9 protein-coding genes are annotated in these 17,595 nt (G+C 53.7%); 4 read left to right on the top strand and 5 right to left on the bottom strand.

Features of this window, described 5'->3' with window-relative positions; genetic code table 11:
• Positions 1-117: 117 nt before the first annotated feature.
• The 4 genes from lpdA to yacL all read left to right on the top strand — a co-directional run bounded on the left by lpdA (position 118) and on the right by yacL (position 13,007).
• A complete protein-coding gene (gene lpdA / locus ACO0U8_RS07415) occupies positions 118-1,542 on the top strand; it encodes a dihydrolipoyl dehydrogenase (protein ID WP_056777038.1) in 1,425 nt (474 codons plus the stop codon).
• A gap of 1,013 nt (positions 1,543-2,555) precedes the next feature.
• Positions 2,556-5,153, top strand: coding sequence for a bifunctional aconitate hydratase 2/2-methylisocitrate dehydratase (gene acnB, locus ACO0U8_RS07410; protein ID WP_421670554.1), 2,598 nt, complete (start codon positions 2,556-2,558; stop codon positions 5,151-5,153).
• Positions 5,154-5,689: 536 nt separating this feature from the next.
• Entirely contained in the window at positions 5,690-12,535 is a 6,846-nt protein-coding gene (locus ACO0U8_RS07405) for an Ig-like domain-containing protein (protein ID WP_421670553.1), read from the top strand.
• Positions 12,536-12,641: 106 nt separating this feature from the next.
• Positions 12,642-13,007 (top strand): protein YacL, encoded by a 366-nt coding sequence (gene yacL, locus ACO0U8_RS07400; RefSeq protein WP_056777056.1) that lies wholly within the window; start codon positions 12,642-12,644, stop codon positions 13,005-13,007.
• 2 nt (positions 13,008-13,009) lie between these two features.
• On the opposite strand, the gene yddG is transcribed toward yacL, so the two are convergent.
• The 5 genes from yddG to ACO0U8_RS07375 form a co-directional block, all read right to left on the bottom strand.
• Positions 13,010-13,888 (bottom strand): aromatic amino acid DMT transporter YddG, encoded by an 879-nt coding sequence (gene yddG / locus ACO0U8_RS07395; protein WP_421670552.1) that lies wholly within the window; start codon positions 13,886-13,888, stop codon positions 13,010-13,012.
• A 103-nt stretch (positions 13,889-13,991) separates the two neighbouring features.
• A complete protein-coding gene (locus tag ACO0U8_RS07390; RefSeq protein ID WP_421670551.1) occupies positions 13,992-14,861 on the bottom strand; it encodes a hypothetical protein in 870 nt (289 codons plus the stop codon).
• Positions 14,862-15,203: 342 nt separating this feature from the next.
• Complete coding sequence (locus ACO0U8_RS07385; RefSeq protein ID WP_421670550.1) at positions 15,204-15,893, bottom strand: SDR family NAD(P)-dependent oxidoreductase; 690 nt, start codon at positions 15,891-15,893, stop codon at positions 15,204-15,206.
• Positions 15,894-15,896: 3 nt separating this feature from the next.
• Positions 15,897-16,367 carry a YhcH/YjgK/YiaL family protein gene (locus tag ACO0U8_RS07380; protein ID WP_421670549.1) on the bottom strand — a complete coding sequence of 157 codons (471 nt, stop codon included), beginning with the start codon at positions 16,365-16,367 and terminating at the stop codon, positions 15,897-15,899.
• 47 nt (positions 16,368-16,414) lie between these two features.
• Entirely contained in the window at positions 16,415-17,593 is a 1,179-nt protein-coding gene (locus ACO0U8_RS07375) for a sialidase family protein (protein ID WP_056777074.1), read from the bottom strand.
• Positions 17,594-17,595 lie beyond the last annotated feature (2 nt).

The raw sequence follows: 17,595 nt of genomic DNA, 5'->3' as shown, positions 1-17,595 counted from the left end.
GTTTCAAATTTGTTAACAATTTTGTAAACTGCGGGCGGATAGAACGACCCGGTGGATGATGGGCGTTGCGACATAAAAATGACGTCAGACCCGCCGGACATAAATTAAGAGGTCATGATGAGTACTGAAATTAAAACTCAGGTCGTGGTACTTGGGGCGGGCCCTGCGGGCTATTCTGCTGCTTTCCGTTGCGCTGATTTAGGTCTTGAAACTGTTCTGGTTGAGCGTTACTCCACTCTCGGGGGCGTGTGCCTGAACGTAGGTTGTATCCCTTCTAAAGCTCTGCTGCATGTCGCGAAAGTGATCTCTGAAGCAAAAGCACTGGCCGAGCACGGCATCGTTTTCGGTGAGCCGAAAACTGACATCGACAAAGTGCGTGTCTGGAAAGAAAAAGTCATCAACCAGCTGACCGGTGGTCTGGCAGGGATGGCGAAAGGCCGTAAAGTCAAAGTCGTCAACGGCTTGGGCAAATTTACTGGCGCGAATACTCTGGTTGTTGAAGGCGAAAATGGTCCAACGACCATCACTTTCGACAATGCCATCATTGCGGCGGGTTCCCGTCCAATCAAACTGCCATTCATTCCACATGATGATCCACGCGTCTGGGATTCCACTGATGCACTGGAACTGAAAACCGTCCCTGAGCGTCTGCTCGTGATGGGCGGCGGTATCATCGGTCTGGAAATGGGCACCGTTTACCACGCGCTGGGTTCTCAGATTGACGTGGTAGAAATGTTCGATCAGGTGATCCCTGCGGCTGACAAAGACGTGGTGAAAGTCTTCACCAAGAAAATCAGCAAGCAATTCAACCTGATGCTGGAAACCAAAGTGACCGCGGTAGAAGCCAAAGAAGACGGCATCTATGTCACGATGGAAGGCAAAAAAGCCCCTGCTGAACCACAGCGTTACGACGCCGTGCTGGTGGCTATCGGCCGTGTTCCTAACGGTAAGCTGCTGGAAGCGGGCGCTGCAGGCATTGAAGTTGACGACCGTGGTTTCATCCACGTCGACAAACAAATGCGCACCAACGTGCCACACATCTTTGCTATCGGCGACATCGTCGGTCAGCCAATGCTGGCGCACAAAGGTGTTCACGAAGGCCATGTGGCTGCCGAAGTAATTTCCGGCAAGAAACACTACTTCGATCCGAAAGTCATTCCATCCATTGCCTACACTGAGCCAGAAGTTGCCTGGGTTGGCCTGACTGAGAAAGAAGCGAAAGAAAAAGGCATCAGCTACGAAACTGCCACCTTCCCGTGGGCAGCTTCAGGCCGTGCTATCGCTTCCGACTGCGCAGATGGCATGACCAAACTGATCTTCGACAAAGAGACTCATCGTGTTATTGGTGGTGCGATTGTCGGTACCAACGGCGGCGAGCTGCTGGGCGAGATCGGTCTGGCGATCGAAATGGGTTGTGATGCAGAAGATATCGCGCTGACCATCCATGCTCACCCGACTCTGCACGAGTCCGTGGGTCTGGCAGCAGAAATCTACGAAGGCAGCATCACCGATCTGCCAAACCCGAAAGCCAAAAAGAAATAATATACCGTCATCCTTCAAGCTGCCTCTGCGTTGGCTACCGCCTTGATGCAACTTGAATGATTCAGTTATATCGGTTTTAGGGTTTGAAAAGGCGGCGCTGAAAAGTGCCGCTTTTTTTATGTTTGAAATCTGAGTTCAAAAAAGGTCGCCCCGAAAGGCGACCTTTAGCATTACTTGTTCCGGGAGAGAACATTGATGTGAACGTTAACGTGTGAGACTGACCACCCGCTATTGCCCGCACTCAACGAACTTCCCAGTACAACGAGCAGGATACAAAGTGACGTCCTTTTCATTGCGTGATTCCTGTTACGGACCACGACCACCGGCATCTCACCGGGAAAATAGCGGTGAAACAAGCGCTTGGTAGCGCCTGAACCGCAGTACTGATGAACCCGCTTCCTGAAGCCCGGTGACCGGCTGCTAGGCCAGCGAAGCAGCCCGTAAAAATCTTATCGCAAATAATAGCTGCCTGAAGGATTGCTGCATATTCCTGGAAAGCATCCCGCAAAGTCATTTTTTAAGATTGCTTTTTACTCATGTTCTGTTCAATATGCACTCGCTTGGTAGCGCTTTATTGTTTCAAATGCACTGTCTTCTTCGTGACTGCTAGCACCTGGAAGATACAAATCGACCGTCCTTTTGGGCGGTTTTTTTGTGCCTTTTTTCTGCGTTCTCTGTCATTTATTCCCTTGTACCCACAGGGTTGATGTGATGATCTAGAGGGCGAATTGCGATGAACAGCCGATCCGTCTGTGCTCAACGATTCAGCAAAGATTTAATGTTGCTTTTATGTGAACGAATTAACAAGCGGGCAAAATCCTGCTATGCTGCCCCGGCGCAAAAGGGCACTGTGCTTAGGTTCAGGACGTGACGTTTCAGCATTAAGAAACACGCTTACCCGCAGTGTCCCCGATTCATCAGACCGCTTGAATTCCCCTGTCCCTACAGGCATGACGCGATGCTGATGATGGAAGCCAGGCATAATAAATGACAATGAGAGCGAGGAGAAAGTCGTGCTAGAAGAATACCGTAAGCACGTAGCCGAGCGTGCTGCAGAGGGCATCGTCCCTAAGCCACTTGATGCTTCACAGATGGCAGCGTTGGTTGAGTCCCTGAAGAATCCGCCGCAAGGCGAAGAAGACACTCTGTTAGACCTGCTGATTAATCGTGTTCCACCGGGCGTCGACGAAGCCGCCTATGTTAAAGCCGGATTCCTGGCTGCCGTCGCCAAAGGCGAAACCACCTCTCCGTTGGTCACCCCTGAAAAAGCTATCGAACTGCTGGGCACCATGCAGGGTGGCTACAATATTCATCCGCTGATCGACGCACTGGATAGCGAGACGCTGGCACCTATCGCGGCTAAAGCGCTGTCCCACACGCTGCTGATGTTTGATAACTTCTACGACGTGGAAGAGAAAGCACACGCGGGCAATGAACACGCGAAAAAAATCCTGAAGTCGTGGGCCGATGCCGAATGGTATCTGTCACGCCCGCAACTGGCTGAAAAAATCACCGTCACTGTTTTTAAAGTGACCGGCGAAACTAACACCGATGATTTGTCACCGGCTCCGGATGCCTGGTCCCGTCCAGATATTCCTTTGCACGCGCTGGCAATGCTGAAAAACGAACGTGAAGGCATTCATCCGGATCAACCGGGCAGTGTCGGTCCGATCAAACAGATCGACGAACTGAACAAAAAAGGTTTCCCGCTGGCCTATGTGGGTGACGTGGTCGGTACCGGTTCTTCGCGTAAATCTGCCACCAACTCCGTGCTGTGGTTCATGGGCGATGACATTCCTCATGTGCCGAACAAACGCGGCGGCGGTGTGGTTCTCGGCGGTAAAATTGCGCCAATCTTCTTCAACACCATGGAAGATGCCGGTGCATTACCGATCGAAGTGGACGTCTCCGATCTGAATATGGGCGATGTGATCGACATCTATCCGTACAAAGGCGAAGTGCGTAACCACGAAACCAACGACGTGATCGCCACTTTCGAATTGAAAACCGACGTGCTGCTCGATGAAGTGCGTGCCGGTGGCCGTATTCCGCTGATCATTGGCCGTGGTTTAACTACCAAAGCCCGTGAATCACTGAAGCTGCCACAGAGCGAAGTGTTCCGTATCGCGAAGCCGGTTGCTGCAAGCAACAAAGGTTTCTCGCTGGCACAGAAAATGGTGGGCCGCGCCTGTGGCGTTGCCGGTATTCGTCCAAACGAATATTGCGAACCAAAAATGACGTCTGTCGGTTCTCAGGACACCACCGGTCCGATGACCCGTGATGAGCTGAAAGACCTGGCGTGTTTGGGCTTCTCCGCTGACCTGGTGATGCAGTCATTCTGTCATACCGCGGCGTACCCTAAGCCGGTTGACGTGACCACGCACCACACGCTGCCTGATTTCATCATGAACCGCGGCGGTGTTTCACTGCGCCCTGGCGATGGCATCATTCACTCATGGCTGAACCGTATGCTGCTGCCGGACACTGTCGGTACCGGCGGTGATTCCCACACCCGTTTCCCGATCGGGATTTCCTTCCCGGCGGGTTCCGGTCTGGTGGCGTTTGCTGCGGCGACCGGCGTGATGCCTCTTGATATGCCGGAATCCGTTCTGGTGCGTTTCAAAGGCAAAATGCAACCGGGCATCACCCTGCGCGATCTGGTTCATGCGATCCCTTACTACGCGATCAAAGAAGGCCATCTGACCGTTGAGAAGAAAGGTAAGAAAAACCTCTTCTCTGGCCGCATTCTGGAAATCGAAGGCTTGCCGGAACTGAAAGTTGAACAGGCATTTGAACTGGCAGATGCGTCCGCAGAACGTTCAGCGGCCGGTTGTACGATCAAACTGGATCAGGCGCCGATCAAAGAATACCTCAGCTCCAACATCGTGCTGCTGAAGTGGATGATCTCTGAAGGTTACGGCGATCGTCGTACCATTGAGCGCCGCATCAAAGGCATGGAAGAGTGGCTGGCGAACCCGACACTGCTCGAAGCCGATGCCGATGCGGAATACGCAGCGGTGATCGAAATCGATCTGGCGGACATCAAAGAGCCCATCCTTTGTGCACCGAACGATCCGGATGACGCACGTCTGCTGTCTTCCGTACAGAACAGCAAAATCGATGAAGTGTTTATCGGTTCCTGCATGACTAACATCGGTCACTTCCGTGCGGCGGGTAAACTGCTCGACAGCCATAAAGGCGCGTTGCCAACCCGTCTGTGGGTTGCGCCACCGACCAAAATGGATGCGGCGCAGCTGACCGAAGAGGGCTATTACAGCGTCTTTGGTAAGAGCGGTGCGCGTGTTGAAATTCCTGGTTGTTCACTGTGTATGGGTAACCAGGCGCGTGTGGCCGACGGCTCTACCGTGGTGTCTACCTCTACCCGTAACTTCCCGAACCGTCTGGGTAACGGTGCCAACGTGTATCTGGCATCCGCAGAACTGGCGGCGATTGCTTCCCTGCTTGGCCGTCTGCCAACGCCGGAAGAGTATCTGGGTTACATGGCTGAAGTCGACAAGACCGCGGTGGACACCTACCGTTATCTGAATTTCGACAAGCTGAGTGAATACACCGATAAAGCTGACGGCGTGATCTTCCAGACCGCAGTCTAAATCGTCATTATTCACTGTGGTCATTGAAAGGTGACTTATGCTGATCGTTTAAGGATCGGCTGACCGATCCCACAGCTAATGTAAAAAGGTTCATGGCTTCCATGGACCTTTTTTTATGCAGCTATCTCAGGCGCCTGGCATGGCCGTATTTCACCAGCGTACCTATCCTTCAAAAAACAATACCGGTCACCTTAAGTGACCGGTATTCGGCATATTTTTATTATTCAAGTAACTTATATGTATTGAGTAAGTGTTTCATTTGACTGTTTATTTTTAATTGGTCGCGAGTTGTTAACTATTGCTTAAATACTCTTTAAGTAGAGTTGAAGGGTTTTGTGGTTTAAATTTTCGACCCTTGCGAAATATAACTGCCTTTTGCAATTTACTTCGCCTCCTTTAATAACACATGTAAAGTGAAATAGATAATGCGTGTTTCCAGGTTTGTTTGCATATTACAAATAGGTATTCAGTTTTCTTATTCTTCCTTATGTGTTTATGCCTTTTCTTTTAATGCCACCGCTGAAACGAAAGCACCTGTGGTCACTGAGAAAATATCGAATGGAAAATTATCCTCTGACAGTCCCCAGCCAGCGCTTTCAGCCTCCACCTCCCCGCCAGATAACGATAATAATACCTCGCTGGCAGGGCTGGCAGTTCAATCGGGTGCGCTGCTTTCCGGTGATTCTTCCAGCGATGCACTGAAAGGGATGGTGGCAACCGGGACGACGGGCAAGGCAGCGCAAAGCGTTGAGTCCTGGCTGAACCAGTTCGGTACTGCGCGCGTACAAGTGTCGGTAGATAATGATTTTTCTCTCGAAGATGCAAACTTAGATGTTCTGCTGCCGGTATATGACGACAAAACCAATCTGTTATTCACCCAACTTGGCGCACGCCGCGCGGATGACCGCAATATTATTAATACGGGCATGGGTTATCGTCATTTTCAACAGAATTGGATGTGGGGGGCGAATACCTTCTATGACCGTCAGTTGTCGCAAAATCATCACCAGCGTGTGGGCATAGGAGGGGAATTAGGCTGGGATTATTTAAAGATATCAGCGAATGGTTATATGCGACTCACTGACTGGATGGCATCAGAACGTTATCAGGATTATGACGAGCGCGCGGCCAACGGATTTGATATTCGTACGGAAGGTTATTTACCTTCATGGCCACAACTCGGCGCAAGCGTCATATTTGAGCAGTATTATGGCGATAACGTCGATTTATTTAATGATGAAGATAACCGTCAGAAAGATCCCTATGCGGTCACTGTCGGTCTGAACTACACGCCTTTTACGCTCATAACAGCGGGGATCAGCCAGAAAATGGGCAAAGGCGATACTCAGGATACGCAGTTTAACCTGAGCTTCAGTTATGCACCGGGCGTCAGCCTCGATAAACAGCTGGATGCATCGCAGGTGGCAGTGAAACGCTCACTGCTTGGCAGTCGCATGGATCTGGTTAACCGCAACAACACCATCGTGCTGGATTATCGCAAGCAAGATCTGATTTCGCTGGGTTTACCGGCCAAAATTGAAGGTGCAGAAAGCGCCACCTTCCCAATTTCTGTCGTCGTTAACAGCAAATATGGGCTGGATCGCATCGACTGGCAGGCGGATGAACTCCTGCAGCACGGCGGTAAAATCGTGCAAGATAAACACTCGGGCCAATACTCAATTACCTTGCCAAATTATCAATATGGCGAGGTCAATAATCATTACATCGTCAGAGGCAAGGCCTTCGATTCCAGAGGCAACGGCTCTAACAGCAGTGAAATGGATGTCTTCGTGGCAGGCTATGATGCCGCGACCTGGCAGTCTTCTACCACGGTCAGCCCTGACACCTTAGTCGCTGACGGCATCAGCACCTCAACGGTGACGTTACACATTACCGGTGCAGATCAGTTGCCAGTGACCACGATAGCCCCTCAACTTTCGGCCACCCTGAAGCTCACGCCATCCGGTAGCGCTGACGTGACATCCGTTGCGCCAATGAAAAACGCTACCGTCTCCGGCTTCAATGAATCCGCACCGGGCGTTTATACCGCCACCTTTACCAGCGGCAACGTCGCCGGAACTGCCGATATCACGCCAATAGCCAGCGGCAAGACTGCCCTGCAAACAGCGCGTATCCTGCTGCAAAATGCAGATACCCGGGCAAGGCTGACTACGCTGAGTGCAACAAAAAATCACATCATGGCCAACGGCACTGATGCAGTCACCCTGACGGCTGAAGCATTGACGGCAGATGGCCTGCCATACCAAGGCGTAACGGTGTCATGGACTGCAGATAATGCCGCTCTCGGATTATCAGCGGCGCAAAGCGTGACTGATGAAAAAGGCATGGCGTCCGTAACGGTCACCAGTCTGAGCGTAGCGAACGCGATGGTGACGGCAACGGTGGAAGGCGGCAGTTCGCTGCAAAGTGAGCCGCTCAACTTTGACGCGGATGCCTCCACCGCACAGGTGATGAGCCTGAACCTGGATAAAGTGCAGGCGACGGCAAATAATGCCGATAAAGTCACATTGGTTGCAAATGTCGTTAACGCCCAAAACCAACCTCTGAAAGGCGCAGCCGTTGACTGGAAAGTGGAGCAGGGCATCGCCACGCTGAGTGCACCGCAAGTGTCGACAGACGAACTGGGCAATGCACAAATTACCCTGGCTTCGACGGTGGCGGGTGACGTGAAAGTCTCCGCCCGCGCCGGAACAACAAATGCCAAAATGACGGGTGTCATTTCGTTTGCTGCTGACAGTGCCAGTATGAATATTACTGACCTGAAACAGGACAAAACGCAGGCAGTGGCCAATGGTACTGACGCAGTCATCTATACCGTGACAGTCACCGATGCGAACGGCAATAAAGTGCCAAATGCACCTGTGAGCTGGAAAAGCGATCAATCCACAGCCCGGCTTTCTGAAAGCACCGTCAGCACTGATGCACAGGGACAGGCGCAGATACGTGTTTCCACCATCAAGGCTGGCGACGTAATTATCTCCGCGCAACTGCCGGGCGGTACGGCCAGTGCTGCGCCTGCAGCATCGTTTATTGGCGATGTGAATACGGCGCAGTTTACCCCGATGTCCACCGATAAGGCGCAGGCACTGGCGAATGGCACGGATGTCATCACCCTGAATACGACGTTAACAGATGTCAACGGTAACCCGTTGATGAATGCTGATGTCAACTGGGTAGCGACGCCGACCAGTGGCTCATTATCTTCCAGCAGCACTAAAACGAATGCGCAGGGTGTGAGTTCGATCCGGTTAACGTCCTCAGATGTCGCAGATTACACCGTGAAGGCGTCGTTTAATGCGGCCAGCGTGACCTCCCAGGCTCTGTCGTTTACTGCCGATGTGACAAGCGCGGCGATAGATACGCTGGTGGCAGATAAAACCGCGTCAGTGGTCGCGGGTAAAGACACGGTTAATCTGTCGGCAACCGTGCTGGACGCTAACCGCCACGCGGTACCGGGCGTTACGGTTAACTGGAGCAGTGATAACGGTAACGGCAGCTTCACGCCGGTATCTGCTGTGACTGACAGCAAGGGTGTGGCGACAGCGAAGTTCAGCAGTACAAAAGCGCAGACAACGGTGATCACGGCGACTGCCGGTATCAGCAGCAAAACACAGTCTGTTGACCTGATTGCCGATGTCAGCACCGCGACGTTGGGCAGCGTGACATCTGATAAATCGCAGGCGACGGCGAATGGCACCGAGACGGTGACCTGGAGCACGACCGTGAAAGATGCCAATCAGAACATCATTTCTGGAATGGTGGTGAACTGGAAAAGCGACAATGCCAATATTACTTTGGCAGGTAGCACCAGCCAAACCACTGCGGGCGGCGTCGCAACGATCACGGCGACGTCGGTGAAAGTCGCGGATGCCGTGATGACAGCCAGTTTGACTTCGCCGGCAGGAAGCGCCAGCGCGGGTAAAGTGAGTTACGTAGCAGACAGTAGTACCGCGCAGGTCACCACCGTGACAGCAGATAAAACGCAGGCTTTGGCAAACGGCACTGACGCAATTACGTTGAGCGCAACAGTGACGGATGCCCACGGTAATGTCCTGTCCAACACGGCGGTAAACTGGAGTAATGCCCCTGCCATCGGCACACTTTCGGCGGGAAGTACCACCACCAATGCTCAGGGTATTGCGACAGTGACTTTGCACTCTGCTTCAAGCGGCAGCACTGTGGTCACGGGTAATGTTAACGGCGCAGGCGTGGATTCGCCGTCGCTGACCTTTGCGGCGGATGCCAGCACGGCCACTGTTTACAGTCTCGATGCCAGCAAAAGCACGGGCGTGGTGGCAGATGTGGACACTGTCACTATGACGGCTGTCGTGCATGATAAAAACGGTAACGTCGTACCTGGCGCAACAGTTAACTGGAGTAGCGACAACACCAGCGGCAAATTTACGCCGGTTTCCGGTGTGACCGACAGTAATGGCGTGGCGACGGCGCAGTTTAGCGAGACTCGCGCACAAACCACCGTGATTACGGCGACCGCGGCGGGCGGCAGTAAAACGCAGTCCATTGATGTCGTGGCCAATGCGGGCACCGCGTCACTGACCCGCGTGGTGGCGAGCAAATCGCAGGCACTGGCGAACGGCACTGACGTGATCACCTGGACGGCAACGGTAACCGATGCCAACCAGAACCCGGTGAAAGGGACGACGGTGCAGTGGAGCAGCAGCAACGCTAACATCACGTTATCGGGCAACAGCAGTCAGACCGGTACCGATGGACTTGCGACGATCACCGCCACGTCCGTGAAGGCAACTGATGCCATCATGACGTCCACTCTGACTTCACCGGCAGGCAGCCTCAGCGCCAGCAGCGTGAGTTATGTGGCTGATATCAGCACGGCGCAGATGAGTGCAGTGAGCAGCGATAAAACTCAGGCGCTGGCGAATGGCACGGACATCATCACCTTAAGCACCACGTTAACGGATGCTAAAGGAAATCCGCTGGCGAATACTGACATTAACTGGAGCAGCACGCCGGCAGGTGGCACGCTTTCGGCCAGCAGCACGAAGACCAACACGCTGGGCGTGGCGACAGTCACACTGTCATCAGCCGACGTCATCGCCTTCAAGGTCACGGCCTCGGTGGGGGGGGCAACTGAAACCTCTGCCTCATTGTCATTCATTGCCGATACGGTAACCGCGAAACTCGCTACGCTGGTGGCGGACAAAACCGCCTCAGTGGTGGCGGGTAAAGACACTGTGAATCTGAGCGCCACCGTGCTGGATGCGAGTAATCATCCGGTTCAGGGTGTCACCGTCTCCTGGAGCAGTGATAATGCCAGCGGCACATTTACCCCGGTTTCAGGTGTAACGGATGCCGCAGGTGTGGCGACGGCGGCATTTACAGAAACTCATGCGCAGACCACCGTAGTGACGGCCAGTATTACCGGCAGCAGCCTGACCCAATCGCTTGATGTCATTGCTGATAGCAGTACGGCGACGTTCAGCTCAGTGGTGTCCAATAAATCACAAGCGCTGGCCTCAGGGGCGGATACTGTGACCTGGACTGCGACGGTGCAAGACGCTAACCAGAACCCGATTAACGATCTGGCAGTGAACTGGAGCAGTGATAACGCCAACGTCACGCCTGTCAGCGCGACGACCAAAACCAATGCCAGCGGTGTCACAACGGTAACCGCAACGTCACTCAAAACGGCGGATGTCATCATCACGGCGGGGCTGACTACGCCTGCGGTGAGTAAAAGCGCCAGCAAAGTCAGCTATATCGCGGATGTCAGCACGGCGCAGATGAGTACAGTGGCAACGGATAAAACGCAGGTACTGGCGAACGGCAGTGATATCGCCACACTGACAACCACGGTCACGGATGCTAACGGTAACCTGTTATCGGGTGCAGATATTAGCTGGAGTGTGAATCCTTCAACCGGAACGTTATCAGCGGCAACGACGAAAACGGACGCGCAAGGTATTGCCACAGTAACGTTAAATTCGCTGATCCTGGGCAATTCGACGGTGACGGCATCGGTTAACAGTAAAACGGCCACATCCCCGACAATCGCGTTTGTTGCGGATAGCACCACGGCGATTGTCACCACACTGACTGGCGATAAAACAGCGGGGGTTATCGCGGGCGTCGATACCGTGACATTGCAAGCCACGGTCCTTGACGCGACAAATCATCCGGTGCCAAATCTCACCGTGACCTGGAGCAGTGACAATACGGCGGGTGTCCTGACGCCGGTCCAGGCAGTGACGGATGTCAATGGTGAGGCAAGTGCAACGCTGACTTCAACACTGGCGCAGAATACCGTGGTGACCGCGAGTGCGGGCAGCAGCCAGAAAACCCTGACAGTGGATATCATTGCTGATGCCAGCACTGCTCAGGTGACTATTGCTGCTGATAAAACGCAGGCACCGGCCAATGGCACAGACGCCATAACCTGGACTGCAAACGTTAAAGATGCCAATAGCAACCCGGTGAATGCGGTCAGCGTTGACTGGAGTGGCAATAATGCGAATGTCACGCTGGCGAACAGCAACACGCAGACCACGGTAGCAGGCACAACGACAGTGACCGGTACGTCGGTCAAAGCGGGCACTGAAATTGTGACGGCGACGCTGACTCAGCAACAACGTACGGCAAGTGCGGCAGAAGTCAGCTTTGTTGCAGACCTCAGTACTGCTGAGATCACAACGCTGACGCTGGACCGGCCGTTGGTTTCCACGAACGGTATTGATGAGACAACATTTACCGCTACGGTAAAAGATGCGCTGGGAAATCTGGTCACCAATGAAACGGTTAACTGGTCAACCACCCGTAATACACTGGCGAAAAGTACCAGTGTGACCAATGCATCAGGTGTCACCAAAATGACGATTTCGGGTACCGATGACGGAGAGGCGACGGTCACCGCAAGTTATGGGCAAAGTTCGAAATCAGCCATCACGAAATTTGCTGGTTCGGTCACCGGTGACTGGGTGATCAGTGGGACTTCCGGCAAATATCAAACACAGAAATTTGTCGAATATGGTTACCTGGGCTTTATCGCAGTGACGCCGACCACCGGGCCAACGTCTCTTGTTTGGGATGGTGCTGTCAATACCAATTCGCCGCTGACAACATCAATGACGGATCAACAAGGAAACGATGTGATCGTTAACTTTGGGGGTATGCGAGGGTCGGACTGTTCGACCCGAACATTCAATACGGCGATGGTATGCCAAGGTGGGGCAAGTGTTCGGGCGATACTGAACTATTCATCAGCGGAAAATCCAGGTCTGGCCCCTGGTGTGTATAAAGGGGTTATCCATTTTGCCGGTCAGCTTTGGGGCGTCAGTAAGCCTTCATTCTCCTTTGACATTAATGTGGTTCTGACCGTGAATTAACATGACAAGAGATTCATAAACTGGAAAGGCGGAAGAAATTCCGCCTTTTTTATTGCTATCATGCGGCAGGTTTTGGTGGCGTTTGATGATTTTTAAGGACTAGACGATGGACTACGACTTTTTGCGCGATATCACCGGTGAGGTCAAAGTGCGTTTTTCAATGGGCCACGAAGTGATCGGCCACTGGCTGAATGAGGAAGTGAAGGGTGATTTATCTGTGCTGGATAAAGTGGAAGCCGCGCTGAGTGAACTCAAAGGCAGCGAGCGTGAAACGCAAATGGTCGGTCACGAATACACGCTGTTGTTAGCTGACGATGAAGTGATGGTGCGTACCAATCAGCTGGATTTCGATGGCGATGAAATCGAAGAAGGCATGAGTTATTACGATGAAGAGAGCCTGGCGTTTTGCGGCGTTGAGGACTTTCTGCAAGTCCTCGCCAAGTACCGCTCTTTTATCACGACCTATCGCTGAGTTTATTTCCCCCGCGAGGCGGTCCAGCACAGCAGCGAACCGCCGACCACCATCAGCACGCCCGGCCAGAAACTCGCACCCGGCAGTGTATGCAACCACAATCCGGCAATCAGAATTGAAGACAGCGGCGTGAAGTACGAAAGTGCCGCCACCAGCGTCGCATTGCCTTTTTTCATCGCGATATCCCAGCATTGATAAGAAATGGCGGTCACCGCGCCCATCGCCAGCAGTTCGAGAATGGCCGGTAACGTCAGGCTGATGCGATTCGATGAATATGTGAAATACAGCACCCAAAGCACGGCACCGGTGGCGAGTAAAAACAACGGCAGCACGCCTTTGCCCTTGCACAACACCCGCACCAGATTGGAATACAGCGCCCAGGAAACGGCAGCACCGAGCGCCAGACTGTAGGCCACCGGATTGCCGCGCACGTTACGCATCAGCTGATGAACGTCCAGCCCGTGACCGCCGCTGATTGCCCACAGTACACCGGCAAACGCCAGAATAACGCCCGGCCAGATCCACCAGCGCACGCAAAGTTTCAGCAGTGGCACGGCAAACAACAGTGTCAGGCTCGGCCACAAATAGTTGATCAGTCCCAGTTCCAGCGTTTGCTGACGGCTATGCGCCAGACCAATCGCCAGCGAAAATGCCACCATATAAAAGATAAATAACAGACCGCAGATGATCAGATAAGCCGCGGATTCCCCGCGCAGCGACGGCTTCCCGCCCACCATCCAGACCATGATCCCACTGACCGTATAAATAGACGCGGCAGCACCAAAAGGGCCGAGGGATTCAGACAGGCTGCGGGTGAGCGCCACGCTCATGCTCCACAATAAAATGGCGAGAACGCCGGACAGCGTTGCGAAACGATCCATATGAAAGGTAAGCCTCTGGAAAAGGAGGCTTTTAAGATAAGCGATTGTTCCGGTTATTTACACCGGAACAATCCGCTTGAGGGGCGCTGATTGACTGACATCATCAGAAGTAGAAACCGACTTCCAGACCCAGAGTAGACGTCGTGGTCGCAGGCTGATAATAGCCAACGTTGCGTCCGTTCAGATCACCCTGTTTCTCGTCTGACTTGCCATACTTCTGGTGCACATAGCTGGCTTTGACGAACACATCTTTGTTGATGTTCCAGGTCAGGCTGGTGAACGGCGAGAGTTTAGACTTCGGCTCCAGCCAGACATCGCCCTGATTACTGTGCGTCCAGGTTTTGATCGGGTACAGCGCACCGCCTTCCAGGCTCAGACGTGAATCGGCGGTCATCTGCCAGTTCGCGCCTACAGAGGCCTTAGCGTACGGCTGCAACGACACTTCCAGCGCCGTGTAATCCCGCGTGCGGTTTTCCGAAGCGATGTAAACATCGTCGGAGCGGATATTACGCAACCACACCTGGCTGCCGAGCGCCCCTTTCATATCGAAAGAAACGCTGTCTGATGCGCGGTAACGGTAACCGCGCGTCAGGTCGGCGCTGTAGCCTGTGTAATAGGTTTTCCCTTTCAGCGTACCGTTTGGCACGTTGGCCTGATCGTCAAGGGTGCTGCCTTTATAATTGACGATCCCGAACATCACACTCATGTCCCAGGCTTTTAATAAGCCGCTTGGGGCGTCGAGATAATTATTAGATCCGAAATTTACGCGCAGGCGCGGGCCATGTTCAGCAACATATTTACCGTCCATATTATCGACGGATTCGTCCCACTTATAATATTCAGCACCATAACTCACATAGTGCCGCATCCCTTCAGTATTGCTGCCTAACAAACTTTCCCCGGCCCGGGAAACCCCGGAAACCAATAAAGAACTCGCGACCAGCAGGCTGGATACGGTCTTTAATTTACTCATTGTCATTTTTTATTTCTGCTTGCAGGTGGATGGAGCTGGTTGCTTAGTAAGCAATACGGCGATGCTAAAGGTCGGAGGGGCAGAGATAAAGAGATTTATCTGTTTTTCAGAAAATAGCGATCTTTTGATCGGTGTTAACTCAAATTAATGGATGTCTATAAATATAATTTGAGTTACAGGCTGTGCATTATTTTAATAATTTGGCTTACCGGACAGATCGTTTAACGATCAATTTGACTTAAAATAGATTTTAATAGGCGTTTTTATATTAATTTGTCTTAAGGAGTGTAGCCGGTTTTTATACCGGCGTGGTTATTTTACTTAAGTAATGCTAATCGAGTTTTAAAGGGAAGCGCCGCCGCAAATAATTAATTGCTGGCCGGTAATCGCTGCGGCGGAGGGCGAAAGTAAGTAAATGACTAAATCGGCCACTTCCTGCGGCTGAATATAGCGACCTATCGGCGGCAATCTGGGCGGCGAGCTCTGGCGCTGCGGATTGTCCAGCATCGGGGTTTGCGTCGCGCCGGGGGCCACCACGTTGACGGTGATACCACGCGGTGCCAGCTCCGCCGCCCAGCTGCGCGCCATACCGATCATGGCGGATTTGGTCGCCACATACTGACTGCGTCCGGCGACGCCCGATGACGTCCTGCTGCCGAGCAACACGATGCGCCCGCCGTCCGGCATATTTTCCACCAGCCGGTCGGCCAGCACTTCTGCCACGCCGATGTGCAGTTTCCATAACGCCTCGCTGGCCTGCGGATCCAGCTGCCCGAGCGGTGCCGCTTTCATCATGCCTGCGGCGTGGATCACGGCATCCACCTGAGGCAGTGTTTCCAGCACTGCGGTCAGTTTTTCCGTGTCGGTGATATCGAGCGGCACTGCGCAAAAGTGAGGGTGTTGAAAGCTCACTTCGCGGCGCGCCAGACCGGTCACCTTCCAGCCCTGCGCCAGCAATGTCAGGCACACCGTTTCACCAATGCCCGAGCTGCAACCTGTCACCAGCGCGTGTTTAAGCGGTGTATTGCTCATGGCTTACTCCTTTAACGCTGATGCCGGTACTTTGAACACCGCTTTACGCACCACGGCAGGATGTGTGGTGCAACACAATGCGCGATGCGGCTCGCCCGGCGCGAACGTCACAAAGTCACCGCTGCGCAGCAAAATCTCATTGTGCAGCGCGGGATTGTCGAGAATAAACAAATCGGGTTTGCGCTCCGTGGCGGGCTGTCCGATGGCGCTCCGGGTATCGAAGCCGATGATCTCTTCGCCATCCAGCACCACCTGAATATCCAGCCAGTCGTGATGAAATTCAGTATGCCGGTCCGCCGCAGGCGAGGTATTGGCATTGCCGATGTGGCAAAACCAGGTTGCGCCCTCCGGCTGAAAGCGTCCATCTTCCCGCGCGCAAAGCGCTTCCAGCGAACACTCCGGCAGCGTAAGAATGCTGAGCAGCGCATCGGGCAAGGTGGCCAGTGCCAGCGCACGTAAATGACCTGCAATCATGATCTTCTCCTTATAAAAAAGCCCGCGCAGGGCGGGCCGGACCGGCGTCAGCCTTTTACCCAGGACTCTTCGACGCAGACGTATTTGATCGCCTGCCGGTAGTAGGTAAACGCGATATGCAGTTCGCCGTTCAGCCCCTGTTTGATGCTGGGATAGGAGAACTCGCGGTTGAGTTTTTGCTGCGAATTGTTGGTCATGCAGTAGCCGTCGCCGGTTTCCAGATTGCGCAGGTAAGGCCACGAACGGCCACCGTCTTCGGAAATGGCCAGCGTCATCGGTGCGCGCGGTGCGCCCCAGAAGGCCGTGCGTGCGCCGGTTTCGGCGGTCGCTTCCACGCGCACATCGTCGTCTTCATCTTCAATTTCGTCATACAGCGAGGCCCGGCGTTCGCTGGCATCGGCGGCACTCAGATGATTGAACACCAGCGCCAGATGCCCGTTGGCGAGCGTTGTCACCTGAATTGACGAGTTGTTGTTAGGCAACGCGGTCGGCTGCGGCGCGCTCCAGCTGTTACCGCCATCCACGGAACGGCTCTGGTAGATGAAATCCGCCCAGCGGCTGCGGTACAACGCCAGCAGGCTGCCGTCGTGCAGCGGCGTGATATTCATGTGCACGCAGCCGGTGCTTTCCGGTACCGCCACGTCACGCCAGGTTTTCCCCTTATCGCTGGAAATTTTAACGGCGCTGTCGTCATTGTTGCCGACCCATTTTTCACCCGGCTGTGTGCGGCAGTAAAACACCGGCAGCAACCAGTCGCCATTGGCCAGCACCGTCACCGGCTGGCGGATAAAGGTGCCGGGTTCCCCGAGCAGTGTGCCGATGTCTCCCCAGCTTTTGCCCAGATCCTGAGACTGGCGAAAACGCACAATCGCGGTGTCCTGATTGCCGGATTTCTGCGCGGTGTACATCAGCCACAGCACATTATCCGGGTCGAGGAACAGCACCGGATTTTGCTCCGAACGGCTGGCATCTTCTGAAAGTTTCACCGGCTGGCTCCAGACCTGCGCGCCTTTTTCCAGACGCGACAGGTAAATGGAAATATCGGCAATGCCTTCCTGGGTGCCGGCAAACCACGTGCACAGCAGGCTGCCGTCGGGCAAAGGCAGCAGATTGGCGGCGTGATTTTGCGGGCAATCCGACGGCAGCATGGCGTCACGGCGCGCGGCGTCATGTTCAGCGGTGTGCACTTTACCGCTGCGTTCGACGGTTAGCGTTTCAGTGGTCATCT

The sequence above is a fragment of the Rahnella sp. EDr1-12 genome (assembly GCF_049206505.1).
Lineage (GTDB): Bacteria > Pseudomonadota > Gammaproteobacteria > Enterobacterales > Enterobacteriaceae > Rahnella > Rahnella rivi.
The sequence above is the reverse complement of the archived record's forward strand: the minus strand, read 5'-3'. Positions and strand labels throughout refer to the sequence as shown.

Excerpts from the sequence above, each read along its gene's own strand:
- ACO0U8_RS07375 (WP_056777074.1), bottom strand. The coding sequence starts at position 17,593 with ATGACCACTGAAACGCTAACCGTCGAACGCAGCGGTAAAGTGCACACC.
- yacL (WP_056777056.1), top strand. The coding sequence starts at position 12,642 with ATGGACTACGACTTTTTGCGCGATATCACCGGTGAGGTCAAAGTGCGT.
- lpdA (WP_056777038.1), top strand. The coding sequence starts at position 118 with ATGAGTACTGAAATTAAAACTCAGGTCGTGGTACTTGGGGCGGGCCCT.
- ACO0U8_RS07390 (WP_421670551.1), bottom strand. The coding sequence starts at position 14,861 with ATGAGTAAATTAAAGACCGTATCCAGCCTGCTGGTCGCGAGTTCTTTA.
- ACO0U8_RS07385 (WP_421670550.1), bottom strand. The coding sequence starts at position 15,893 with ATGAGCAATACACCGCTTAAACACGCGCTGGTGACAGGTTGCAGCTCG.
- ACO0U8_RS07380 (WP_421670549.1), bottom strand. The coding sequence starts at position 16,367 with ATGATTGCAGGTCATTTACGTGCGCTGGCACTGGCCACCTTGCCCGAT.
- yddG (WP_421670552.1), bottom strand. The coding sequence starts at position 13,888 with ATGGATCGTTTCGCAACGCTGTCCGGCGTTCTCGCCATTTTATTGTGG.